Here is a 24052-nt window from a genome sequence, read left to right as displayed (position 1 = left end):
CACCAGCGGGGACGTGCCTGCGGCAGCGGGCGGGGTGGGGGCGGCGACGCCCATGCCCCTCTCGCTGCGGCGCGACTCAGCGGGTGGGGGCGGGGGTGGGAGCCAGGAGCGCGCAAGCGACGGTGGCCGACCAGGTGGGGGGATGGACCGGGAGGGCGAGCTCCTCGGGGGCGTCCGGGGCCTCGCAGGCCGTCTCCCCCGTGCGCACCGTCTCCGCCCACTCGGGGCCCGAGGTGCGAATGGAGGAGCCCGCGCTGCCGACGAGCTGCCACGCGATCAGCGCGACCGCCCCGACGGCCGCGAGCGCACCCGCGATCCAGCTCGCGCGGAGCATCCGGCCGCCACTGCCCGACCGCGCTGGCGCCGGCGCCGGCGCGACGAGCACCGTGATGGCGAGGATCACGATCGCCAGCACGCACATCGCCGGGACGACGCCGTAGCGGAGCGGGCCGAGCGCCTCCCACTGATCGCGCCCGAACTGCGCGTAGAAGAACGCGGGATTGGGGTTGAGCACGAACCCCGCGGTCCAGAGCACCACCGCGCTCCAGGCGAGCAGACCGGCGGCCACAGCGCGCACCCGGCCGCCGCGCAGGAGCACCACCGCCAGGGCGCCGGCCAGGAGCGCGAGTGCCGCGGCGGCCACCCAGCCGCCCGTCGCGAGCACGAGGTTCGCCGCGTGGTGCTGCCCGAGGAACGGCATCAGCACCGCGTTGACCGCGAACCCCAGCACCGTCGAGAGCACATCCGGCAGCACGGGCGGCCGGGCGGCCCGCTCGCTCAGGAGCGTCGTCACGAGCTGCACCGCGAAGGCGAGCACGAGAGCCGCCCGCACCGGCAGCCCCGCGCGCTCCCGCCATCGCAGCAGGAGGAACGGCAGCACGGCGAACGGCAGCACCACTGCGGCCTGGATCTCGGAGAGCCCGACGACGAGCGCGAGCACCCCGACGAGCGCCCCCGCCGTGCGCGTGCGCGGCCGCACGAGCACGAGCCAGGGCGCGAGCCACAGCAGCAGCCAGTGCAGGTTGGCGGCGTTGCCGAGCACCTCGAAGCTCACGGTCGGCAGGAGCACCACGAGGCCCGCGAGCAGGAACCGGGCAGGGAGCGCGAACCGGACAGGCGGTCCGAACGGCACAGGCAGCGGCGTCACGACGTCGCGCGACGCGACGAACACGAACGCTCCCACGGCCCCCGCCACGAGACACGTGCCGACACCGATGCCCACGCCGAACCACTCCAGCGGCAGCACCGACACCACGAGGTCGGCCAGGATGCGCGGCACGAGGTGCAGATAGCCGTCGTAGGGCGAGAACCAGGTGGCGAACGGCCCCTCGGCGAGTCGCTGAGTGAGGAAGACCGCGCCGTCCTCGGCCCAGACGACACCGAGATCCGCAGCCGGGATGCGCAGGAACGCCACGACAGCCACCACGAGACCCACCGCCGTCGCGACGATGCCCTCGCGCTCGCGCAGGGGCCGCCCGGCCGTCAACTCGCCCTCACACCCGAAACGATAGGGCATGCCGCCCCGCCCGCCTCACGGCTCGCGGAGGGCCCCGGAGCTATGATGGGCGTCATGCCGACCGCCCTCGAACGCACGCTGATCGTGATGCCCGCGTTCAACGAGGAGGAGTCGGTCGCCGCCGTCGTGCGCGAGGTCTTCGCCACCGTTCCCGGGGCATCCTGCCTCGTGGTCGACGACGGTTCGGTCGACCAGACCTACCGCGAGGCCGAGTCCGCGGGCGCGACGGTGCTGCGGCTGCCGATCAACCTCGGCGTCGGCGGTGCCATGCGCGCGGGCTTCAAGTACGCGCTCGAGAAGGGCTTCGCCAACGTCGTGCAGGTCGACTCCGATGGGCAGCACGACCCGGCCGGCATCGCCGAGCTCGTCGAGCGACTGGGAGACCACGACCTCGTGCTCGGTGCCCGTTTCGCAGGAGTCGGGCAGTACACGGTGCACGGGCCGAGGCGCTGGGCCATGGTGGTGCTCTCGTCCATCCTGAGCCGGCTCACCAAGACCAAGCTCACCGACACCACCTCGGGCTTCCGGGCCAGCGGCCCGCGGGCCGTCGCACTGTTCGCCCAGCACTACCCCTCGGAGTACCTCGGCGACACCGTCGAGTCGCTCGTGATCGCCGCCCGCGCCAAGCTCACCGTCACCCAGGTGGCCGTGGCCATGCGCCCGCGGGCCGGCGGAACGCCCTCGCACAACCCCTACAAGGCCGCCGTCTACCTGGCGCGCGCCGGCATGGCTCTCTTCGTCGCCCTCATCCGCCCGCCGATCGCCCTGCGCGAACCCGTCGTGAGTCTCTGAACACGGTCTCCCATGAACACAGTCACCTACGTCTTCGGCATCATCGCAGCGCTCATCGCCCTCGCTGTCGTGATCGAGTCGCTGCGCCGCCACCACCTCCGCGAGCGGCACGCCGTGTGGTGGCTGCTCGCCGGGCTCGCGGCCCTCGTCGTGAGCGTCTTCCCCGACACGCTGGGCTGGGCCGCCGCGCTCGTCGGCGTCACGGTGCCCACCAACCTGGTCTTCTTCCTCAGCATCGCCGTGCTGGTGCTCGTCTCCATCCAGCACTCCGGCGAACTCACCGAGCTCGAAGCCGAGACCCGTACCCTGGCCGAGACCGTGGCCCTGCAGGATCTCCGCATCAAGGAGCTCGAGAAGGCCGTCGCCGACGCCCTGCAGCCACGCCGCAATCCGTAAGGCACTCATGACGTTCGTCCCCTCCGCCGCCGCCCTCCGCCAGCAGCTCGCCCGCCCCCACCGCACCGCCGGCCGGCACTTCCTGCTGCCGTGGCTGCTGCTGGCCCTGCTGGGCACGCTCTGGGCGGTCGCCACGCCCATCGGCGGGTCTCCGGATGAGCCGGCGCACGTCGTGAAGGCCGCCTCGGTGGTGCGCGGTGAGCTGCTGCCGGCCGAGATGATCACCACCGGCGGCGTGCTGCACGTGCCCGCCGCCTTCGCCGCCGAGTACGCCCAGGGCTGCTTCGCCTTCTTCGCCGACACCCCCGCATCCTGTGCGCCCGGCTTCAGCGGCGACCCGAACGAGATCGTCGAGACGTTCTCATCGGCGAGCCTCTACAACCCCGTGTACTACATGCTCGTGGGCTGGCCCTCGCTCCTGCTGCCCGACACGAGCGGCATCTACGCCATGCGCATCATGAGCGCCGTGCTCACCTCGCTCTTCCTCGCCGCCGCCTTCTGGGTGGTCGCGGCGTGGCGGCTCCCGCGGGTGCCGAGCCTGGGAATCCTGATCGGCGTCACCCCGATCGTGCTCTACCTCATGGGCACCGTGAACCCCAACGCGCTCGAGTTCACGGGCGGCCTCGCCCTGTTCGCCGCGATGCTCGGCATCGTGCTCGACCCGCAGGAGAAGCTGCTCGGCTCCCGCCTGGCGCTCGTGGTCGTGGCGGCGGCGCTCGTGTCGAACACGCGCGGCATCTCGCCGCTCTGGGTGGCCCTCCTCCTCGTGCTGCCGCTCGTGCTGCTGAAGGGCCGGGAGCTCGGAGCCCTGCTCAAGCGCCCGGGCGTCATCGTGAGCATCCTCCTCATCGGAATCACGGCGCTCTACAGCGCGTGGTGGACCCTCTCGAGCAACTCCCTCGGCACAGGCCCCAGCACGGGCCCCGAGATCGTGCAGACGAACCCCGGCGTAGGGCTCACGCCCGTGGAGGGCTTCTTCGGCGAGATCGGCAACACCTATCTGCGGATCCGGCAGATGGTCGGCATCCTGGGCTGGCTCGACACTCCCCTGTCGCCGCCTCTCTACTTCATCGCCTACGCCCTGTTCGGGCTGCTCGTGCTCGGCGTCGTGCTGTTCGTGCGGGGCCGCAGGCTCGTGTTCGTGGTGCTGACCGCCCTCGCCTTCTTCTTCCTGCCCGCGTTCATCCAGTCGTTCTACGTCACCAAGGGCGGCTTCATCTGGCAGGGCCGCTACACGCTCGTGCTGATGATGGCGCTGCTGGTCGGCATGGCCGCCTGCATCGCGTCGAGCGACCGCTTTCTGCGCTGGCAGCAGCGGGTCGACGAGCGCGGGATGCTCGTGGCCAGCGCGCGGCGCGGGCGCGGCCTGGTCACGGCGCTCGCCTGGCTCACCGGCATCGCCTGGGCCTTCATCGTGTCGTGGGCGTTCCTCACCACGATGCGCCGGATGACGGTGGGCTACTCGGTCGACTGGCTGCAGATGTTCGAGCCGGGGGCCTGGGAGCCGCCGCTCGGCGCCCTGCCGCTCATGATCGCGTTCGCGGTGGTCTCCCTCGGCCTCGCGATCACGGTGGCCGCAGCGTTCCGCGACCCGCGGCCGGAGCCGGTGATCGAGGAGTACGACGCCGTGCCGCCGATCGACGGCTACGCCGCGGCACCGCGCATCTAGGGCGGTCGAGAAGCAGCGCGGTACCTGCGGCGGCCACGAGGATCCTGGCGGGCACCCGCCACCGATACATCCATTCCCCGGTCCCGTGTAGAGAACTCCGGCCGCAGCCGCGGGGATGGTTGCTGCCTGCGTCATGGTGTCTCCTTCTGGTCGGGCGTGGATATCAGAGCGCTTCGGGGCGAGGGCTTTCCAGGTGCCATCGAGCACGGAGGCACGCGGGCGGTACAGCCGCAGCACGTAGTTCCACCCGGGCATGATGGGCAGCGCGTTCATCGCATGGTCGGGGGCGGTGGTGAACGTTCCGAAGTGGACGGTGACGCCGCCATCGTCGTCCGGTGTGGCCGTCACGCTGTTGATGCTGTTCACGCCGAGCGTGTTCTCCTCGAAGTAGCCGGCTGCGTTGTAAACGGACACGGACCAGAACGAATCGACCGGGACGTCTTTCAGGCGGAGCCGATACTCCCCGACGGGGAGGTCATCGTCGAAGTTGACGTAGGTGGCCTCGTGTTCGGGCAGGCCACCCCAACCGGATGCGGTGCCGAGCAGATGCATGATCGGGTCGACCTGTCCAGCGGCACCGAATGCGTGGTCGTAGGTGGAGACGCCGCGGGCGAGAGTGAGGATCGCGTCGCGGGTCTGGGCCTGGGAGTGCTCGTCGTACTCGGCATAGGGGAACCGCTCGGTGCCGCCGCCGTCGATGGCGAGGGCGTCCTGCAGGTGGTTCACCTCGGCGACGTCGTCGCTGCTGGTGGGGTCGACGAGGATGCGCACGATGAGGGCGGCGTAGTCGGTGCCGACGAGATCGCGGGTGAGGAGATGTTCACCTGGATGGCTCAGGATGATCGGGCCGAAGTGGTCCTGGTTGACCACCCACACGGAGATGTATCGACCGCGAGTGTCGGGGAGCGTGACTGTGACGGGGTCGCGAACGTCGATGATCGCGAAGCTGTAGAGGGTGTCGCGGTTCTGACGGATCACGGGTTGATCGCCGAGCGAGTCGAGTTCACGCGTGTGGGTCCAGGTGCCCAAGCCGACGCCGGCGCCCAGGCGGGAGAACATCAGATCGGATTCGGCCCGGTTGAAGTTCTGCACGTTCACGGGAATTGATGTCATGGTGAAGTCCTTTCGGGAGTGGGATCCGACAGGAGGAACCCGAGGTCGAGCGCGCGTGCGAAGGTCACGTCATCGATGGCTGCCATCCATTTCGGCAGCCCAGGGTCCTGGCCATCTCGTGGTCGGCCTCGCCACTGTCTCAAGGCCGGCAAGACCAGCAGTGTCGCAAGCGTGAACTGCACGATGGCGCGCGGCAGATCGGGTCCTTCCGTCTCGTCACGGCCCGGGAGGATGCCGCCGGGCAGAACGAAGACCGTGACGGCTCCGATGACGGATAGGAGAATGATCATTTCCCTTCTTCAGTGTGCTGCTGCACATCCGAATCGCACCCTTGCCCCGTTGAATGACCGGATGCCAGTGGCCGACGATCACCAGCGCCAGTCTCACCGGCTCGCGCCGACGCAGGGCCCGGTCTCATCCGTAGCGGATGAGACCGGGCTCCTCTGCCGCTGACGACTCGTATCGTCGTCGTGTGCCCTGAACCGGTGGGGCTCCTCCCACCGCATCAGTCGGCACGCTCGCCCTCCGCGCGACCGACTCGATACTTTGGGGGAATGATCGACGTGATGCTCGAGGCGCTCGCCTGCGGCGATGTCGGCCGGGCGCGTAGTGCCCTGCGGAAGAACTGGCTGCGCTTGATCCTCGAGTCCCGGACACGCGAGTTGGAACAGGTGTGCCTGTCGTTCCCGGATGAGCAGGATGCCCACATCCTGCTCATCCGGGCGTGCTGCCGCGACCTCAGCGGCGACCCGTACGGCGCGGAGTTCCTTCGCGGGCAGGGTCTGCGGGTTGCTGCGGACGACTTCGTGAGCTGCTTCACCGATCTGCTCCTCGCCCCGGACACCCCGACCAAGGCGGCCGTCGCGGATCGGGCGCACCGAGCCCTCGTCCTGTGTGAGCCGGAGGACGACTACCCTTCCGCTCTCTTTCTCCTCGGCTGGACGGAGATTCGACTCCGCCGCGATTTTCCCCGCGCGATCGGGCTGCTGCGCTCCGCGAGCGACGAGGCACAACTCCAAGGACGAATGGAAACGTTCCGCCTCGCGCAGTCCAATCTCGCCTTCGCACTCACCCACGCAGGGGAGTTCACCGAAGCCGAACGGCTTCTCGAGGCGCTCCCGGTTCGGGAGGCAGCGTCGGACTGGGACCGTTTCGAAGGCGGCCTCCCTCAAGCGAACAGAGGGTGCATCGCATTCTGGCGTGGAGACTTCGAGGAAGCGATCACCCAGTTCGACTCGATCATCGTCGAGGGCAGCCCGGGAACCGACTTCGAAGCACTCGCCCGCCTCTACCTCGTCCTGTCTCTCATCGCCCTGAACCGGGAGGATCGCTATCACTCCGCGGGACGCACCCTCGACGGTGTCAGCGCTGCGGACAAGCATGGAATCCCGTGGGACACCTTACGGCGGGTTGCCGCAGCCTGGCTCGCGCACGCTCAAGGACGAGACGAGCAAGCACGCAGCATCGCGCGTCCCGCGCTCACGCGCACCGGAGCGGCCGTTGCGCATGCGCTTCTCGCCGAGCTGTACCGCGTCCTGGAAGATCCGGTCCCCTCGAACCAGGCCCTCCGCCTGGCAGCGGCAGCCGGTCTTCCCCGCTACGCACGGGTCAGCACGCTCGTGACCTCGGCAGCGTCGAACGCTTCCGCCGGGCGCGGACGCCAGGCCCACGACCAGGTGGAACGAGCGCTCGAGACCGCCCTCCCGGAACGGATCATCGCCCCCTTTCTCGCCGCCGATCACGTCCTCACCGATCTCCTGAACGCACACGCGCTCCACGGATCCACACATCACGAATTCCTCCGCACGATCCTGGAACGGCGGGCCCGTCTCTCAACCCAGCTCGCCGGAGTACTGACCAAGCGCGAGAAAGAGATCCTGACCTATCTGCGCACCCCGATGACAGCCGACGAGATCGCGGCACAACTCAGCATCGCCTACCCCACCGTCAAGTCCCACATCCGCTCGATCTATCGAAAACTAGGCGTGACCACGCGGCGAGGCGCAATCCAGGCGGCGGACAACCACTGACCAGATCGTCGAACAACGAACGAGGAGACCGATGTCCGAACAGCTACCCGACCGCCGAGTAGTACTCGCAAGCGCCCCCAATATGCGCGATCTCGGCGGCATCCCCGTTGCCGGAGGAACAGTCAGAACGGGGGTCCTGTACCGTTCGGCATCGTTGACCAATCTCGATGACGCCGACAGAGAAGCCGTGGTGAAGCTCGGGATCACGACGGTCTTCGATTTCCGCACCGCGGCAGAGCGAGCCGGCGCCTTGGACCGGCTGCCCGCGGACATCAGGAGCATCTGGCTCGACGTCGTAGCCGACGCCCCCGACAACATCGCCGCCTCCATCCCCGCACTGCTCGCCGATCCGGCAGGCCTCGAAGAGGCACTCGGCGGCGGACGGGCAGCCCGCTACCTCACCGACGCGAACCGCGATTTCGTCAGCATGCCCTCCGCCCTGGCGGCCTACCGGCAGTTCTACCTCGACCTCATCGACGACACCCGCACCGGCGCCGCCCTGTTCCACTGCACCACAGGCAAGGACCGAACCGGATGGGCCGCGGCATCATTCCTGCTCCTCCTCGGCGCCTCCGAAACCGACGTCCGCGCCGACTACCTCCAAACCAACACCGACCTCGCACCCGCACTGCGGCCCATGCTGGAAGCACTTCACACGCAGGGGGTGAGAACAGAACTCCTCCAACCCATCCTCGGCGTCGACGACGACTACCTCGACGCCGCCCTCGACGAACTACGCACCCGATACGGCACGATCGAGGACTACGCCCGCAACGGACTCACACTCACGGACCAGCAGATCATCACACTCCGAAGCCGCTTCATCCACCACGGATAATGGTCAGGACCCTGGGTCCACCACCGACCCCACACCGGCATCAACAAGCAACCATCCATCAGCCGGTTGTCCAACCTGCCTGGGCAGTACCTAGAGCTGCGAGCCGATCCACTCCTGCAGGCCCGCGACCCCGCGGTCCAGCGGCCAGCGCGGCTCCCACTCGAGGGCGCCGAGGGTGGCGTCGATGCGGCACTCCGCGTGGCGCACGTCGCCATCGCGGTACCTGCCCGTGATGTGCGGCGCCGGTGCCGAGTAGTAGGCGGCGATGGCCTCGGCGAGCTGCAGAATGGTGGTGCCGACTCCCGACCCCACGTCGAACGTGGGCGTGCCGGCCCCGACGCCCACCCCGGCGCGAGCGCCGGTTTCGGTGCAGGGCTGCTCGGCGAGGGCCGCCACGAAGGCGTCGGCCACGTCGTCGATGTAGACGAAGTCGCGCGTGATGGCGCCGTCCTCGTAGATGGGGATGCTCTCTCCGCGGCGCGCGAGCTGGCTGAACAGCGAGACGATCCCGGTGTAGGAATTGACGAGCGACTGACCGGGGCCGTAGACGTTCTGCAGGCGCAGCACGGTGAGCGCCGTGTCGCGGGCGTTGACCCAGGCGGCGAGGATGTTCTCCTGCGCGAGCTTCGTGGCGCCGTAGACGCTCGTGGGCTTGGGCACGGTGAGCGCTGCGGTGCTCGGCAGCGGGCGGGCACCCGCGAAGTCCCACTGGCCGGCCTCGAACTGCGCGTGCGAGCGCTGGCCGGGGTAGAAGACCTCGCCGCCCTCGCGCTCCCACGCCCCCTCGCCGTAGACGGCACGACTCGACGACAGCAGGAACCGCTCGGGCACGATGCCGTGCCGGCCGAGCGCGTCGAGCATGACGGTGGTGCCGACGACGTTGACGTGCGCGTGCCGGGTGGCCTCGTCGAGCGACTGCGCCGTGCCGGTCTCGGCGGCCAGGTGGATGACGACGGTCGGCTGCACGTCGGCGAGCACCGCATCCCAGACGGCCGGGTCGGTGACGTCACCCACCACGAGCTCCGCCGCCTCGTGCAGGGCAGCCGGCCGCTCCTGGACCTCATGCACCTGCGGGTGCAGGGAGTCGATCACGACCCACTTCCCCACCGCGCCGGCCAGGCGCTCGGACAGGGCGCAGCCGATGAAGCCGGCACCTCCGGTGACGATCACGCGGTGCGCGCTCAACTCGCTCATGGTGCAGCAGACCTTCCGTTCGACAGCTGTCGCCTGCCTGGACGACCTTGAACACCTTAGTGCCCCGCTCGGGGGCGAACGGAAATCAGGAGGGCACGGTGACCGTGTAGCAGCCCAGGTTGCGGTTGTCGAAGGTGGCCGTGATGCACACCCGGCGGTTGCCGGGCGCCGCGGGCACGACCGTGTCGATGCCGTGGTTCGGACCGACTCCCGGGAAGTAGGCGTCGATCCAGCTGAGCGGCTTGTCGGCCTTCACGGGCCCGCCGTTGCCGCCGTCGACCTGCACCCAGATGTAGGTCGTCGCCGTGGAGGTGCGGTCGACCGACCAGCCCTTGATGGCCACTCCGCCCTTGACACCGGTGACGCTGTCGATCGACGCGGCGCCGTCGGAGGGCACGTCGACCGTGCGGCAGCCGAGGCTCTGGTTGTCGAAGCTGTGCCAGACGCACACCTCGTGCAGGCCCGCCGACGCCGGGATGTCGATGGCGAAGCCGTGGTTCGGCCCCACTCCCTTGAAGTAGTTGTCGATCCAGCTGAGCGGCTTGTCGACCTTGTACGGCCGGCCGACGCCGTCGACGTTCACCCAGAGCCAGGTCGGGTTCTTGGACAGTCGGTCGACGGCCCAGCCCGTGAGCGAGATCTTCAGCTTCGAGGTGGTCAGCGAGTCCAGCGAGGCGGCGCCGCTCGAGGGCACGGTGACCTCCTTGCAGCCGATCTTGGCCTGCTCGCTCGTGCCGATGGCGCAGATCGTGTGCTTTCCGGCCGGCACGGAGACGAACCCACTGAAGCCGTGGTTGGCGCCGAGCCCCGGGTAGAGCTGGTTGATCCAGGGCAGCGGCTTGTTCGCGCGGATCGGGCCGCCACCGGCTCCGTCGACGGTGATCCAGACGTAGGTGGAGGCCTTGCTGCCCTGCACGAGCGACCAGCCCGAGACGTTCACGCCTCCGAGCACCGGCTCGACCGAGTCGAGGAAGCCCACCTCGTTGAAGGGCACCGTCACGCTCTTGCAGCCGTAGGCGGTGTTCTCGAGGGTGCCGTAGGCACAGACCTTGTAGGTGCCGGGCTTCGCGGGGATCGTCTCGCTGTAGCCGTGGTTGCGGCCCGCTGACGGATAGGCGGACGCTGCGGCATCCGAGGCCTTGTTCGCCCGGAAGGGGCGGCCCGTGCCGTTGACGTCGATCCAGATGTAGGTGGCGGCGGTGCTGCGCTTGTCGAGCGTCCAGCCGTCGACCTTGATGCCGCCGAGCACGCCCGTGGCGGACTGGAAGGCACCGGCCTCATTCGGAGGCACCGTCACCTTGTAGCAGCCGAGCAGGATCGAGTCCACGCCGTAGGCGCAGATGTTGTGGAGGCCAGGAGACGCGGCGGCGACCACGTCGAAGCCGTGCGTGTTGCCGACGCCCGGGTAGAGGGTGGGGGTCCACGACAGCTTCTGGTCGACCTTGTAGGCCCGGCCCTTGCCGTCGACGTTCACCCACAGGTAGGTCTGGGCGCCCGACTGCTTGTTGACCGACCAGCCCTTCAAGCGCACTCCGCCGACGACGCCCTCGACGAGGTCGACCGAGGCGGCCGCGCGGGTGTCGCTCGGCGTGGTGACGGTCTTGCAGCCGAGCGAGACGCCGTTGGCCTGCGAGACGCAGACCTCGTGGCGGCCGGGCGTGGTCTTGACGAACTGCGAGTAGCCGTGGTTCTGACCGAGGCCCGGGTAGAGCCCCTCGATCCAGTTCAGGGGCTTGTCTGCCGGGTAGCTGCCACCCTTGCCGTCGACGCTGACGTAGATGCTCGTGGGGTTCGGGGTCGAGGGATCGACGGCCCAGCCGGTGACCTGCACGCCGTTCAGCACGCCGAAGGCCTCGTCGAGGGCGCCGTGCTTGGCGTTGGAGAGGGTGGGGTTGCCGAACCAGTCGGTGTAGAGCCGCCAGAAGTTGCGGTTGCCGTAGGAGGAGCAGCCGTCGTTCTGCCCGCCGTAGATGTCCGACATCGCCGTGGCGTTGGGCTGGTAGGGCGTGTAGTAGTAGAGGCCGGCGGTGGCGCGGTTCTGCACGAGCACGGGCGACGTGCCGCAGTTGGCATCGGGGTGGTACGGGATGTTGGAGTACTTGCCGACCGGGATCCAGGTGAAGAACGCCGAGGTTCCCGGCGGGTTCGAGTAGCGCTTGTACTGCCACGCCGCCTTGTAGACCTGGTTGTAGAAGCCCGAGTACTCCGCGTCGCAGGGGGCCGTGTCGGGGCACGCGAATCCGGTGGCGGCGGCGTACTGCCGCGCGCTCGGGTTCGTGGAGGTGATGAGCGACTGCTCCTTCTGCAGGAGCACGAGGAGCACGGCCTGGCTGATGTTGCAGGCCTGGCCGACCTTGGCGATGATCGTCGCAGACGATTCGTTGGCCGCGCCCTGGTAGGTGTTGCACATGGGGTCGGCAGCCCTGGTCCAGGTGGTCTGGGTGTAGCTCTTCAGACACGTGGCGCCCGAGGCGCACGAGGGCACCTGGTTGTTGAGGAAGTTCTGGATGACTCCCGCGTTCATGGCGTTGCCGTTGAAGAAGTTGGCGTCGCTGATGATGTTGCCGGGGTTGAAGTCGGCGGCGTTGGCGGCGGAGGCCGGTTCGGGCTCGGAGACCGCCAGGGAGATGGCCGTCAGGCCGCTGAGAACGACGAAGAAAGCCGCCGCTGAGGCCACGAAACGATGCACCCGAGATCTACCCATCACGGGTTCATCCTAGGCAACGACTGTCGGGTGGCCGCAGATCTGCTGAATCGCGGCGAGTCGGCGGGTCGACGGACCTCAGCGGTGCAGGACGTCGCGGACGGCGAGGAGGTACGTGCGGGCGTAGCGCTGCGAGGGCTCGAGCACGGCTCCCTCCGCCCACTCGTTCCAGGCGTTGATGAACACCACACGCTCATCGCGGTCGCGGTCGGCGACCGCCGAGACGGTCGTGTTGAGCCAGCGCCGGAACGTGTACGGGTTCGAGCCGTACCACATGTCGGGCTGCCACTGCCGGCGCGCGGTGTTGTCGAAGTTGACCATCACGCCCGGGTAGCGGCGCTCGGGGGGCGCGGTGTTCAGCCGCTCCTCGGCGCGCTCGGCCATGGCCCGGTAGCTCAGCAGGTTGCCCTCGAAGCGCGGGTCGAGGCCGCGGTGCTCCCGGGGCAGGGCGCCCCAGAACATGTTGTGCGGCGCGAACTCCATGTGCGCGTCGAGGCCGTGCTCGGCGAGGTCCTCCCCTTCGATGCCCTGCATCGAGGTGCCCACGTCGACCGTGAGGAGCGTCAGGCCGGGGAGCCCCGCCTCCTCCGCGGCCTTCCGCCAGTAGGCGATCACTTCGATGTGGTCCGGGATCTGGGTGATGCGGTAGACCGCGATCACGGGCTTGCCGTCGATCCGGCTGTAGCGGGGGTCGGTGAGAAGGGGCATCACGTCGTGGATGAACTGCGTCGCGGGCACGCGGTCGTAGTCCTGGGCGATGAGGATGTTCTTCTCACTGCCGTCCCAGCGCCTGGTCCAGTTCTCGTTGGCCCACATGATGCAGAACGGCTGGTCGCCGTCTCCGGCCACGAGATCCTCGATCGGCATCTGCATGAGCTTCTTGCCGGCGAACCAGTAGTAGTAGTACATGAAGCCCTCGATGCCCATCGAGGTGGCGAGCTCGTACTGCGCGTCGCGCACTCCGGGCTTGGCGAGGTCGTAGAAGCCGAACTCACTCGGAAGCAGGGGCTGGATGTGGCCCGGGTAGAGGGGGACGCCGGCGGCCACGTTCGACCACTCGGTGAAGCCCTTTTCCCACCACTCGTCGTTCTCGGGGAAGGTGTGGAACTGCGGCAGATAGAAGGGGAACACCCGCGCGCGCGGAACGCGCTCGAACTCGGGGGTGAACCGCGTCCACTCCGCAGTGCCCGTCTCCCCGATGCCCGTTCCGGCCTCGGCGAGCGTCGAGGTGTCGCGGATGTCGTAGCCGGCCTCGCCGGCCACGATGCCGATGATTCGCTCGATCGCGTGCGCGGTCGTGGCATCCACCTGCCCCGCCTCGACGTCGAAGTCGGAGGCCGAGAGCTCGAACGAGCGGAGCCCCTGCAGGATGAAGCCGCGGATCCAGTAGATGGAGCCGGCGGCGAAGCGCAGACCGTCGGGCTCGAGATCGAGCTGGATGCGCCGGAGCAGCGATCCCACGATGTCGCGGTCGCCTCCCCAGAACTCCGGGCCGAGCACGTTGCCCGTCGAGGTCAGGATGCCGAGCGAGGGGTCGGAGGCGAACTCGTTCAGAACGCGCGTGACGTTCTCCACCGAGCCCACGAGCTCGCTGAAGAAGCTCTCCCGCCACTCGTCGCCGGAGCCGCCGAGGTCGGCATGGCCCTCGCGCCAGGCGCTCTTCTTGGTGTGCACCTTGAAGACGAGCTCGTAGTCGTCGAGGAGCCCCGCGTTCACGAGGGAGACCAGCGGCAGGATGTCGCGGCCGTGGTTGGCGATGTCGAACACCTGCAGGCGGTCGAGCGAGGGCATGGCGGCCATGTCGATCTCGACCGGCGCGCCGGAGGAGTTGGTGACCAGGAGGTCGAACTGCACGGGGATCGCGGCGAGCGCCTCGACGATCTGCGGCACGAGGTCGGTGTAGTGCACGTGCACCACCACGGCCACGCGGCTCGTGGTGGGCTTGGCGGTGAACTGCTTCTTCCACTCGCCCGGGTACAGCGCCTTGAGGCGGTTGGTTCGGGAGCGGGCCCAGCGGGCGAAGCTCGCGGGGAAGTCGTCCGGCGCCACCACCCGCGGGGTCGTGGCGAGCACCGTTCCTGCGCGCTGCAGAACCCGGCCTGTGCGGCGCTTGACGCCTCCGACGGTGATTTTCCTCATGTGCCTCTAACTCGCTCGGCGACCGGTCAGACCCAGGTCGTCGGGTCGATCCCGAATTTCTTCTCCACCACGGCGGGGACATCGAGACCATCAGCAACAATACTGGGGTTGGTCACGAGCTCCCGCTTGACGAACGGGAAGCCGAGATCCAGCAGTCGCCGCCAGCCCAGGATCGTGGGGTTCTGCGTGTACTCCACGACGAGCTCGTAGTCGAACCAGGCCCCGGTCACGAAGCCCTCGCCGTGCAGGAGCCGGCTCAGTCCGAGCTCGTACTTGTCGATGATGTCGGTCTTGTTCGACTGCTCGGGCAGCTCGCTCCAGAAGTGGCGGAGCGCGGGATCCTCGAGCACTCCCCCTTTGAAGCCGAGCAGGAAGCTCTGCAGGTGCGGCATGAACTGGCTGGTCCAGGTGCCGCCCCAGACGTCGAAGAACGAGCCCTCGAAGTCGGCCACCATGGGGCCGAGGCTAGAGAACGGCCCCACGAGGGAATCGTTGGTGATGAGCACGTTCTGTGCGCCGCGGATGGCGGGGAACATCTGGATGGCCGTGGCCCAGGAGCCGAAGTCGTAGCCGATGTTCGGCTTCCGCACGACGATCGCGTCATTGGCGGGCCCGCGCGACCAGTCGAGCGGCCTGCGGTCGTCGGAGGCGCGCACGACGACCACCGAGTAGTCCTGCTCCTCGAGCCTCGTGACCATCCACGACAGCGAGAGCGACACCTCGGGGCCGGCGCCCCAGCTGGCGACGACCGCCACGCGATCCGTCTCGGGCAGGGCACGGCGCTCCGACTCGATCCAGCTGGCCGGGAGGACGCTGTCGAGTACTCGTCGACCCATGCGTCAGGTCCAGCCGTTGTTGAGGGCCTTGCGCCGCCGCATGCGCAGCGGCCTCGTGATCGACCACGAGCTCGAGGCCCTGAGCGCCTTCAGCTGCGACGCGTAGCGCTCGCACTGATTGCGGCTCGCCTGCAGTCGGCGCCGGTACTCGTCGGTCTCGGCGCTCTTCCGCGCGAGCTGCGAGCGCAGCGAAGCGACCTCGAGACGGAGTTCGCGGAGTTCGTTGGTGACGTCGTCGTCGCCGGTGGCTGTGAGTGGTGAAGCCATGGCTGCTACCGCACTTTCGGACAGGGGGAAACGCCCACCATAGTAGCCAGGAACGGCGGCGGCCGCCTGCGAGGACGCCGAGTGGGTTACTCCAGCACCAGACTCGTCGACGCGGAGCCCGAGTGGCTCGAGTCGGCGTAGGCGAGCTCGACGGTCCATGTGCCTGCCGCTCCCGCGGGGAGCGCGATCGTGAGGTCGGAGCAGTAGGTCATCGAGGGGCCGGGGACACCGGGCGACTGGGCGCTCGCGGTCGCGGCGTCCTGCGTGGCGGTGGCGATGCAGACGCCCGTCTCGCTCACCAGGTCGCCGACGATCCCGGCCACCGAGATGCTGCCGGCGGAGGGGTCGTACGAGGTGCTGAGGATCTCGACCGAGACCCCCGTGATGGGCGCAGCCGTGGGAGACGGGGTGGGCGTCGGCGTGGGGGCCACCGTGGGGGTGGGGGAGGCGCTCCGGGTGGGGGTGGGGGTCGCCGACGGCGGGGAGGTGACCGTGGCGGTCGGGCTCGAGCTGGGCGTGACGTCCCCGCCACCGATGCAGCCCGCCAGGGAGACGGTCGCCGCGAGGGCGATGAAGCTGCTGACGGTCGCGCGGAGGAGAGTCTTTCGTGCCATGCCTCCGATCATATGGACGGCGGGCCAACGGGCCCGCTGACGCTCCGGCGATAGGCTGAACGGATGAAGGAATCCAGCGTCGTCCGAGAATCCGGGGTCGTCTCGGTGGTGGTCGTCAACTACCGCGGCGCCGACGACACGATCGAATGCGTGCGGCAGCTGGGTGATGTCGACTGGCCTGCGACCGACCTCGAGATCGTGGTCGTCGAGAACGGATCCGGCGACGACAGCCTCGCCAGGCTCCGAGCGGCCTTCGCGGGCGATGCGCGCGTGAAGCTCGTCGAGTCGGCCGAGAATCTCGGCTTCGCGGGCGGCAGCAACCTCGGTGCGCGGAGCGCCCGGGGCGAGTTCGTGGCCTTCCTCAACAGCGACGCAAAGCCCGCCCCCGGCTGGATCCGCGGAGCCGTCGTCCAGTTCGAGACGAGCCCCGCGGTCGCCGCGGTGGGCAGCAAGGTGCTCGACTGGGAGGGCAAGGTGGTCGACTTCGTCGGCGGCAGCCTCACCTGGTTCGGGATGGGTTACAAGGATCACGAGAACCAGCCCGATGACGAGCGTTTTCAGGCGCCCCGCGACATCCTCTACGGCACCGGATCGGCCCTGTTCGTGCGGGCCGCGACGTTCGAGGAGGTGGGTGGCTTCGACGAGCGCTTCTTCATGTTCTACGAGGACGTCGATCTGGGCTGGCGCCTCAACCTCCTCGGCCACCGGGTGCGCTTCGCCCCGGAGTCGGTCGTCTTCCACAAGCACCACGCCTCGATGCGCAGCTTCGGGCCCTACCGGGAGAGCTACCTGCTCGAGCGCAACGCGCTCGCGACGCTCTACAAGAACCTGGGCGCCGAGAACCTCGCGCGCTTCCTCCCGGGCGCGATGGCCCTCCTCGCCCGGCGAGCCGTCGCGAAGAGCGACCTGGACTCGCAGCTGTTCGACATCCGCCGCTTCTCCGGAGGCGCCGACGAGTTCGACGAGACGACCCCCGTGGCCAAGGAGTCGCTCGCAGGGCTGTTCGCCCTCGACCAGTTCGTGGAGGAGCTGGAGTCGCTGAGCGTGACGCGCGACGACATCCAGGGCCGCCGCCGACGCACCGACGCGGAGCTCTTCCGCCTCTTCGGCAACATGATCCACCCGCTGCTCGGCGGCTCCTCCTACCTGTCCGGCTTCCGCGCGGTGGTCGACGCCTTCGAGATCGAGTCCTCCACCGACCGCCGGCGCATCCTCGTGATCACGGGCGACTCTCTCGGCGAGAAGATGGCCGGCCCCGGCCTCCGCGCTTGGAAGATCTCCGAGGCCCTCTCGGCGGAGCACGACGTGCGCCTGATCACCTGGAACGCCGCCAATCGGTTCTCGGACCGCTTCGAGGTCGAGCACGTGCAGCTGCAGAACGAGCGCCAGATGAAGGTGCACGAGCAGTGGGCCGACGTGATCTTCTTCCAGGGCTATGCGCTGCACCACTTCACCACGCTGCAGAAGTCGGAGAAGATCGTGGTGGCCGACATCTACGACCCGATGCATCTCGAGCAGCTCGAGCAGGGCCGCGAGTTCGGCACCGAGCGCTGGACCAACATCGTGCGCTCGGCCACCGAGGTGCTCAACCAGCAGCTCGCTCGCGCCGACTTCTTCCTCTGCGCCAGCGAACGCCAGCGCCTGTTCTGGCTCGGCCAGCTCGCCGCCCTCGGCCGCATCAACCCCGCCAACTACGCCGCCGACGACTCGCTCGACGAGCTCATCTCGATCGCGCCGTTCGGCCTCGACTCGACTCCCCCGCGGCACACCAGGGACGCGATCCGCGGCGTCGTCCCCGGCATCGGCAAGGCCGACAAGGTCATCATCTGGGGCGGCGGCATCTACAACTGGTTCGACACCCTCACCCTCGTGCGGGCCGTCGGCAAGCTCGCCGAGACCCGCAGGAACGTGCGCCTGTTCTTCATGGGCACCGCGCATCCGAATCCGGACGTGCCCGAGATGGCCGTCGTGCAGAAGACCAGGCAGCTCGCGGCCGAACTCGGGCTGACCGGCACGCACGTGTTCTTCAACGACTCGTGGGTCGATCTCGACGACCGGCAGAACTACCTGCTGGAGGCCGACGTGGGCGTCAGCACCCATTTCGATCACATCGAGACCACCTTCTCGTTCCGCACCCGCATTCTCGACTACCTCTGGGCGGGTCTGCCGATCGTGACGACGGGCGGCGACAGCTTCGGCGACCTCGTGGAGAAGGAGGGCCTCGGTGTCTCGGTGGCCGAGCGCGACGTCGACGCCCTGGCGGAGGCCCTCGAACGGATGCTCTACGAGGCCCCCGCGCGGAAGGCCGCCGTCGCCGCCGTGGCCCGCGTGCGCGAGGAGTTCACCTGGGAACGGACCCTCGCCCCGCTCGTGGCGTTCTGCCGCGACCCCCACCCCGCCGCCGACCGCGTGCTCGGCTCGCTCTCGGCACCGCTCGAGCTCGGTGCAGGCGGGCGGCGCACCCGGCCCGTGACCACCGAGGAGAAGTTCCAGGCCATCTCCACGAGGCGCCACGGCCTGCGACGCGACGTCGCTCTCGCCAGGCACTACCTCACCAACGGCGGTCTCGGCTCGCTCGGCGGCAAGATCCGCTCCCGCCTGGCCTATCGGAAGGCCGGGAAAGCCTGAGCGGTTCCTCGGGAACCGTCATGTATCCTCAGACGCGGCAGTTTCCCCGACTGCCGTATGTTGTGGCTTGGAGGCCGTGATCATGGCTGGACTAGACGAGTCCCCTACCGAGCGATCGACCAGACTCCTGAACGAACCGTGGCAGCACGCCGGTGCCGTCGGCGGCGGCGTGACCGGCACGATCGAGTCGGTCAAGGAGATCTGGGCGCACCGTCAGCTGCTCGGTCTGCTCACCAAACGCGAGCTCAAGTCCCGCTACAAGGACAGCGCGGGCGGGTTCCTCTGGAGCCTCGCCAAGCCGCTCACCCAGCTCTTCATCTACTACCTGGTGATCGGTCAGTTCCTCGGCGCCGCCCGCAACATCGAGAACTTCGCCGTCTACATCTTCGCGGGCCTCACGGTCTACACGCTGTTCAGCGAGATCGTGGGTTCGGGCACCGGATCGATCATCGCGAACTCGGGGCTGGTGAAGAAGGTCTACCTGCCGCGGGAGATCTTCCCGCTGGCCGCGGTGGGTTCCGCCCTGTTCAACTTCCTCGTGCAGTTCGTCATCCTCATCGTGGCGGCGCTCGTCATCGGCACGCTGAGCTTCGGACCGCAGCTGCTGTTCGGTGTCGCCTCACTCGTGCTGATCCTCATCTGGGGCACCGCGGTGGGCATCCTGCTCGCGGCGCTCAACGTCTACCTGCGCGACATCCAGTACCTCGTGGAGGTGGGGCTGCTGCTGTTCATGTGGGCCTCGCCCATCCTGTACTCGTGGCAGCAGGCGGCCGACGTCCTCCCGGCCTGGCTGCTGGAGGTCTACGTCAACTCCCCCATCACCCTCTCGGTGCTGGGCTTCCAGGAGGCGTTCTGGTCCGAGGCGTCCAACGGCGTCCCGCTGCCCCACCTCGCCCTCCGCATGCTGGTGGCAGGAGTCATCGGCATCATCGCGCTGATCTTCGCGCAACGAGTCTTCAGCCGCCTTCAGGGCGACTTCGCACAGGAGCTGTGATCGTGGTCAGTCATGTCCCCGTCGTCCAGGTGAACGACGTCTCGAAGCGCTTCATCATCCGCAAGGAGAAGAGCCTCAAGGAACGTCTGGTGAACGCCGGCCGCTCGAAGCAGTTCAAAGAGGACTTCTGGGCTCTCAAGAACGTCGATCTCGAGATCATGTCCGGCACGACGATCGGTCTGATCGGGCCGAACGGCTCCGGCAAGTCGACGCTCCTGAAGACCATCGGCGGCATCATCCAGCCCACCTCGGGTTCGGTGCAGCGCCGCGGCCGCCTGGCGGCCCTGCTCGAGCTCGGCGCGGGCTTCCACCAAGACCTGACCGGCCGCGAGAACGTCTACCTCAACGCGTCGATCCTCGGCCTCAGCCGCAAGCAGACCGACGAGTACTTCGACGAGATCGTCGACTTCTCCGGCATCCGCGACTTCATCGACACCCAGGTGAAGTTCTACTCCTCGGGCATGTACGTGCGGCTCGCCTTCGCGGTGGCCGTGCACGTCGACCCCGACCTGCTGCTCGTCGACGAGGTGCTCGCCGTGGGAGACGAGGCCTTCCAGCGCAAGTGCCTCGACAAGATCCGCTCGTTCCAGGCGGAGGGCCGCACGATCGTGCTCGTCACCCACTCGCTCGGGCAGGTCACCGAGCTGTGCGACCGCGCCGTGCTGCTCTCGAAGGGCACGGTCATGTTCGACGGAGCCCCTCACGAGGCGGTGCGCGACTTCCGCGACATCCTCGAGGAGCGCCGGGTCGACGAGGCCGCCGAGCACAAGGAGGAGGTGCGGCACGGCCGCATCGTCGACACCTTCGTGCACGCCAAGGGCCGGGAGATCGGCGAGCCCGTGCAGCCGGGCGACGACCTCGTGGTGTCGATGAGCTTCGAGCACGACGGTGAGGGTCTGGAGAACTGGATGGCGGCGCTGCAGATCGACAACGTGCAGGGCCAGGTGGTCTACGGCACCACGTCGAAGCGGCTCGGCTTCGTGCTGCCGCGACTGCGCGAGAGGCGCACCGTCACGTTCACGCTGAAGAACGTCAACTTCGGCACCGGCAAGTACTTCCTTAACGCCTCGCTGATGGACGTCGAAGGCCGGCACCTGCATGACCTGCCCCAGGTCGCCTCGTTCGACGTGCCCTACTTCGACCTCGCTGTCGGCAGCGTGCACGCCGTGCCCGAGTTCGAAGACCTCGGCCGCTGACCGTGCGGAGAGTCTCCGCGATCGTGGTGAACTGGCGCCAGCCGGAGCTCACCTCGGCGGCGGTGGCCTCGCTCGAGCACCAGACCGGGCTCGAGGGCGTGGACTTCGTCATCACGATCGTCGACAACGGCTCGGGTGACGGCTCCGCCGAACTGCTCGCGGAGCGGCATCCTGCGCACACCGTCGTCGCAGCAGCCACCAACGGCGGGTTCGGCGCCGGAGTGAACGCGGGCATCCGAGCCGTGCCGGCCGACGCCTACGTGCTGCTCAACAACGACGCCGAGGCCGAACCCGGGTTCGTGGCGGCCCTCGCGGGCGCGCTCGAGAGCTCTCCGGCCGCCGGTGCCGTGACGGCGCGCATCCTGCTGCGGGAGCGCTACCGGCGGCTGGCTCCCGGCTCGCGTGCTCCGCATGCGCTGACCGGATTCGACGGGGGCAGCTGGGTGGTCGACCCCGCAGGTGCCGAGCTCGTGAACTCCACCGGCAACGAGTCCACCCGCTCGGGCAACGGCCGCGACCGCGACTGGCTGACCCCGGTGGCCTCGGCCGTGACACCGGCCGCCGAGCCGTTCGGATTCTCGGGTGGTGCGAGTGCGCTGCGAGCCACCGCGCTCGACGAGGTGGGGCTCTTCGACGAGAGCCTCTTCATGTACTACGAGGACACCGACCTGTCGTGGCGGCTCCGCCGGGCGGGCTGGAGCATCGGCTACGCGCCGGATGCCACGGTGCGGCACGCGCACGCGGCCTCGAGCGGAACGGGCACCGAGCTCTTCCGCTTCCACAACGAGCGCAATCGCATCCTCGTGGCCGCGAAGCACGCTCCCGCCCCCGTGCTGCTCACCGCCCTCGCCCGCACCGCGTTCCGCCGCCGGTTCCGCTCGCTCGGCGCGGCGATGCGGCGCCTTCCTGCCGCGCTCGGCGAGCGCCGGCGACTCGACCGCTCGGCCGTGGTGCCGCGGGGCGCGGTGGCCGCGCTGCTCGTCGAGGACTGACCCGCGTGACCACGGGTATGATCGAGGTTGCTCGAAATCGGCCTCAGAAGGACTATCGGTGAGCCCCCAGATACCCGTTCTCTTCGACGCGACCTCGCTGCCGCCGAACTGGGGCGGCGTCGCGCGCTACATCCAGGGCGTGCTCGGCGGCCTCGGCGAACTGGGCGTCTCGATCCACGTCGTGGCGAAGCCCGGCGATCTCCGGCGGCTCCGCGAGGCCGCTCCCGGGCACGACTACCACTCGGCTCCCGCCTCGATCGCGGCGCGCCCGGCCCGCTTCGCCTGGGAGCAGGTGGGCCTGCCCCGCCTCGCGCGGCGCCTCGGCGTGCGCGTCATCCACTCGCCGCACTACACGCTGCCGCTGCTCGCCGGCGGGCCGGCATCCGTCGTCACGCTGCACGACGCGACCTTCTTCACCGACCCCGAGGTGCACTCGCGTCTCAAGCGCACCTTCTTCACGTGGTGGACGAAGCGGGCCGCGAAGCGGGCCGCCGCCCTCCTCACGCCGAGTCGCGCCACGGCCGACGCGGTCCGCGCGAGCGTGCCCTCCACCCGGGGCGAGCTCTTCGTGGCCTACCTCGGCGTCGACACCGCCGTCTTCGGCGTGCCCCGAGCGGATGCGGTGACGGCGTTCGCGCGCGAGCACGGCCTCGACGAAACCCTCGGCTGGATCGGCTTCCTCGGCACGATCGAGCCGCGCAAGAACGTGCCCGCGCTGATCCAGGCGCACGCGGCGCTGCGGGCCTTGCGCGCCGACCCCGTTCCCCCGCTCGTGCTCTCGGGCTCGCGCGGCTGGGACGAGGAGGCTGCACGGCGGCTCGACGCCCTCACCCCCGCCGACGGCGTGATCGAGGCGGGCTACCTCCCGCTCGACGAGCTGCCCGCGTTCCTCGGCGGAGCCCGCGTCGTGGCCTACCCGAGCCTCGGCGAGGGCTTCGGCCTGCCGGTGCTCGAGGCGATGGCGTGCGGAGCAGCCGTGCTCACCACGCGCCGGCTCTCCATCCCCGAGGTCGGGGGCGACACCGTGGCCTACTCCGAGCCCGACGCCGGTTCGCTCGCCGGCGCGCTCGAGGAGCTGCTCGCCGACGCTCCCCGCCGGGCCGAGCTCGGTGCAGCCGCCGCCCGGCGCGCGAGCGACTTCACGTGGACCGCCTGCGCCCAGGTGCACCTCGACGCCTACGCGGCGGCGGGTGCGGTGGTGCTCGCGTGAGCGCCGCGCGCATCGCCGTGGTCACGGTGAGCTTCGACTCCGCCGAGGTGCTCGGGCCGTTCCTGGCGTCTGTGGCCCCCGCAGCCACGGCGGCCGAGGTCTCCGTCTGGATCGCCGACAACAAGCCCGACTCCTCCGAACGCCCCCGCATCGAGGGCCTCGCCGCGGAGTACGGGGCCCACTATCTGCCGATGACCGGCAACCTCGGCTACGGGCACGCGGTCAACGCGGTCGTCGCCCAGCTGCCCGAGGGCATCGAGCACGTGCTCGTCTCCAACCCCGACGTCGTGCTCGGCGCCGGCTCGCTCGACACCCTCGCGAACACCCTCGGGGAGTTCGACGACGTCGGCGCCGTGGGCCCCAAGATCGTGGAGCGCGACGGCAGCGCCTACCCTTCGGCCCGGGCCGTGCCCTCCATCCGCAACGGCATCGGGCACGCGCTCTTCTCGTCGGTGTGGCCGACGAACCCGTGGACTCGCTCCTATCGCATCGCCGTGGGCTCCGATCCCGTGCGCCGAGACGCGGGCTGGCTCTCGGGCGCGTGCTTCCTCATCCGCCGCCGCGCCTTCGACCAGCTCGGGGGCTTCGACACCGGATACTTCATGTACTTCGAGGACGTCGATCTGGGCTACCGCCTCGGCACCCACGGCTGGCGGAACCTCTACGAGCCGGCGGCGGAGGTGCTGCACACAGGTGCTCACTCCACCACCGGTGGCGAGTCGGCCCGCATGCTCGCGGCCCATCACGACAGCGCCAAGCGCTTCCTCGGCAAGAAGTACGCAGGTCCCCTCCTCTGGCCCGTGCGCACGGCGCTCTCGGCGGGCCTGAGCGTGCGCTCCAGGATCGTCGCCCGGCGCGCCCGATGAGCCTCCGCCCAGGCCGCGCCGATAGTCTGGATCTCCGCGACGCCGACCGACCCGGGTC

The 24052-nt window shown here is 69.2% G+C and carries 19 protein-coding genes and 1 pseudogene; 11 read left to right on the top strand and 9 right to left on the bottom strand.

The window, feature by feature from the left end:
- Positions 1 to 76 precede the first annotated feature (76 nt).
- Positions 77 to 1516, bottom strand: a complete 1440-nt coding sequence (locus N1028_RS06935; protein WP_259526175.1) for a hypothetical protein — start codon at positions 1514 to 1516, stop codon at positions 77 to 79.
- Between the two features lie 54 nt (positions 1517 to 1570).
- Between N1028_RS06935 and N1028_RS06930 the strand changes: the two genes are divergently transcribed.
- From N1028_RS06930 to N1028_RS06920, 3 genes are read left to right on the top strand one after another with little or no spacing between them, the layout of a single operon-like run.
- Positions 1571 to 2308 carry a glycosyltransferase family 2 protein gene (locus N1028_RS06930; protein ID WP_259526172.1) on the top strand — a complete coding sequence of 246 codons (738 nt, stop codon included), beginning with the start codon at positions 1571 to 1573 and terminating at the stop codon, positions 2306 to 2308.
- Positions 2309 to 2320: 12 nt separating this feature from the next.
- On the top strand, positions 2321 to 2704 hold the full coding sequence (locus N1028_RS06925) for a DUF2304 domain-containing protein (protein ID WP_259526170.1): 384 nt from the start codon (positions 2321 to 2323) through the stop codon (positions 2702 to 2704).
- Positions 2705 to 2711: 7 nt separating this feature from the next.
- Positions 2712 to 4373: a DUF2142 domain-containing protein gene (locus tag N1028_RS06920; protein WP_259526168.1), complete on the top strand. Its 1662-nt coding sequence runs from the start codon at positions 2712 to 2714 to the stop codon at positions 4371 to 4373.
- A 273-nt stretch (positions 4374 to 4646) separates the two neighbouring features.
- Here N1028_RS06920 and N1028_RS06915 read toward each other — a convergent pair.
- Both N1028_RS06915 and N1028_RS06910 read right to left on the bottom strand, forming a co-directional pair.
- A pseudogene (locus N1028_RS06915) lies at positions 4647 to 5432 on the bottom strand (DUF1254 domain-containing protein); the annotation flags it as partial.
- A 50-nt stretch (positions 5433 to 5482) separates the two neighbouring features.
- Positions 5483 to 5776 (bottom strand): sulfite exporter TauE/SafE family protein, encoded by a 294-nt coding sequence (locus N1028_RS06910; RefSeq protein WP_259526166.1) that lies wholly within the window; start codon positions 5774 to 5776, stop codon positions 5483 to 5485.
- A gap of 264 nt (positions 5777 to 6040) precedes the next feature.
- Between N1028_RS06910 and N1028_RS06905 the strand changes: the two genes are divergently transcribed.
- Together N1028_RS06905 and N1028_RS06900 are read left to right on the top strand one after the other, a co-directional pair.
- Positions 6041 to 7516, top strand: a complete 1476-nt coding sequence (locus N1028_RS06905; RefSeq protein WP_259526164.1) for a helix-turn-helix transcriptional regulator — start codon at positions 6041 to 6043, stop codon at positions 7514 to 7516.
- A gap of 31 nt (positions 7517 to 7547) precedes the next feature.
- Entirely contained in the window at positions 7548 to 8354 is an 807-nt protein-coding gene (locus tag N1028_RS06900; protein ID WP_259526162.1) for a tyrosine-protein phosphatase, read from the top strand.
- 90 nt (positions 8355 to 8444) lie between these two features.
- On the opposite strand, the gene N1028_RS06895 is transcribed toward N1028_RS06900, so the two are convergent.
- From N1028_RS06895 to N1028_RS06870, 6 genes are all read right to left on the bottom strand, one after another.
- The gene (locus N1028_RS06895) at positions 8445 to 9548 is read right to left on the bottom strand and encodes an NAD-dependent epimerase/dehydratase family protein (protein ID WP_259526160.1); all 1104 of its coding nucleotides are present in this window, start codon (positions 9546 to 9548) and stop codon (positions 8445 to 8447) included.
- Between the two features lie 85 nt (positions 9549 to 9633).
- Positions 9634 to 12255 carry a hypothetical protein gene (locus N1028_RS06890; protein WP_259526158.1) on the bottom strand — a complete coding sequence of 874 codons (2622 nt, stop codon included), beginning with the start codon at positions 12253 to 12255 and terminating at the stop codon, positions 9634 to 9636.
- Between the two features lie 75 nt (positions 12256 to 12330).
- Entirely contained in the window at positions 12331 to 14391 is a 2061-nt protein-coding gene (locus N1028_RS06885) for a glycoside hydrolase family 99-like domain-containing protein (RefSeq protein WP_259526157.1), read from the bottom strand.
- A gap of 26 nt (positions 14392 to 14417) precedes the next feature.
- Complete coding sequence (locus tag N1028_RS06880; protein WP_259526151.1) at positions 14418 to 15227, bottom strand: rhamnan synthesis F family protein; 810 nt, start codon at positions 15225 to 15227, stop codon at positions 14418 to 14420.
- A gap of 3 nt (positions 15228 to 15230) precedes the next feature.
- Entirely contained in the window at positions 15231 to 15494 is a 264-nt protein-coding gene (locus N1028_RS06875; protein ID WP_259526150.1) for a nucleotide exchange factor GrpE, read from the bottom strand.
- 86 nt (positions 15495 to 15580) lie between these two features.
- Positions 15581 to 16108 carry a hypothetical protein gene (locus N1028_RS06870; protein ID WP_259526149.1) on the bottom strand — a complete coding sequence of 176 codons (528 nt, stop codon included), beginning with the start codon at positions 16106 to 16108 and terminating at the stop codon, positions 15581 to 15583.
- A gap of 63 nt (positions 16109 to 16171) precedes the next feature.
- Here N1028_RS06870 and N1028_RS06865 point away from each other — a divergent pair, with 63 nt between their 5' ends.
- From N1028_RS06865 to N1028_RS06840, 6 genes are all read left to right on the top strand, one after another.
- Entirely contained in the window at positions 16172 to 18736 is a 2565-nt protein-coding gene (locus tag N1028_RS06865) for a glycosyltransferase (RefSeq protein WP_259526148.1), read from the top strand.
- Between the two features lie 169 nt (positions 18737 to 18905).
- A complete protein-coding gene (locus N1028_RS06860) occupies positions 18906 to 19730 on the top strand; it encodes an ABC transporter permease (protein ID WP_259526146.1) in 825 nt (274 codons plus the stop codon).
- A gap of 2 nt (positions 19731 to 19732) precedes the next feature.
- Positions 19733 to 20926, top strand: a complete 1194-nt coding sequence (locus N1028_RS06855; RefSeq protein ID WP_259526144.1) for an ABC transporter ATP-binding protein — start codon at positions 19733 to 19735, stop codon at positions 20924 to 20926.
- 23 nt (positions 20927 to 20949) lie between these two features.
- Positions 20950 to 21918 (top strand): glycosyltransferase family 2 protein, encoded by a 969-nt coding sequence (locus N1028_RS06850; RefSeq protein WP_510727680.1) that lies wholly within the window; start codon positions 20950 to 20952, stop codon positions 21916 to 21918.
- Positions 21919 to 21976: 58 nt separating this feature from the next.
- Positions 21977 to 23128 (top strand): glycosyltransferase family 4 protein, encoded by a 1152-nt coding sequence (locus N1028_RS06845; RefSeq protein ID WP_259526141.1) that lies wholly within the window; start codon positions 21977 to 21979, stop codon positions 23126 to 23128.
- Complete coding sequence (locus N1028_RS06840) at positions 23125 to 23994, top strand: glycosyltransferase family 2 protein (RefSeq protein WP_259526139.1); 870 nt, start codon at positions 23125 to 23127, stop codon at positions 23992 to 23994. The genes N1028_RS06845 and N1028_RS06840 overlap by 4 nt, the downstream gene beginning before the upstream one ends.
- Positions 23995 to 24052: the final 58 nt, after the last annotated feature.

Source organism: Herbiconiux oxytropis (assembly GCF_024979315.1).
In the GTDB taxonomy this organism is placed as follows: domain Bacteria; phylum Actinomycetota; class Actinomycetes; order Actinomycetales; family Microbacteriaceae; genus Herbiconiux; species Herbiconiux oxytropis.
This window is presented reverse-complemented; position numbering and strand designations above follow the sequence as displayed.

Coding starts and splice junctions, on each gene's coding strand:
- N1028_RS06920 (WP_259526168.1), top strand. CDS start 2,712: ATGACGTTCGTCCCCTCCGCCGCCGCCCTCCGCCAGCAGCTCGCCCGC.
- N1028_RS06910 (WP_259526166.1), bottom strand. CDS start 5,776: ATGATCATTCTCCTATCCGTCATCGGAGCCGTCACGGTCTTCGTTCTG.
- N1028_RS06900 (WP_259526162.1), top strand. CDS start 7,548: ATGTCCGAACAGCTACCCGACCGCCGAGTAGTACTCGCAAGCGCCCCC.
- N1028_RS06885 (WP_259526157.1), bottom strand. CDS start 14,391: ATGAGGAAAATCACCGTCGGAGGCGTCAAGCGCCGCACAGGCCGGGTT.
- N1028_RS06875 (WP_259526150.1), bottom strand. CDS start 15,494: ATGGCTTCACCACTCACAGCCACCGGCGACGACGACGTCACCAACGAA.
- N1028_RS06935 (WP_259526175.1), bottom strand. CDS start 1,516: ATGCCCTATCGTTTCGGGTGTGAGGGCGAGTTGACGGCCGGGCGGCCC.
- N1028_RS06930 (WP_259526172.1), top strand. CDS start 1,571: ATGCCGACCGCCCTCGAACGCACGCTGATCGTGATGCCCGCGTTCAAC.
- N1028_RS06870 (WP_259526149.1), bottom strand. CDS start 16,108: ATGGCACGAAAGACTCTCCTCCGCGCGACCGTCAGCAGCTTCATCGCC.
- N1028_RS06865 (WP_259526148.1), top strand. CDS start 16,172: ATGAAGGAATCCAGCGTCGTCCGAGAATCCGGGGTCGTCTCGGTGGTG.
- N1028_RS06880 (WP_259526151.1), bottom strand. CDS start 15,227: ATGGGTCGACGAGTACTCGACAGCGTCCTCCCGGCCAGCTGGATCGAG.
- N1028_RS06905 (WP_259526164.1), top strand. CDS start 6,041: ATGATCGACGTGATGCTCGAGGCGCTCGCCTGCGGCGATGTCGGCCGG.
- N1028_RS06895 (WP_259526160.1), bottom strand. CDS start 9,548: ATGAGCGAGTTGAGCGCGCACCGCGTGATCGTCACCGGAGGTGCCGGC.
- N1028_RS06925 (WP_259526170.1), top strand. CDS start 2,321: ATGAACACAGTCACCTACGTCTTCGGCATCATCGCAGCGCTCATCGCC.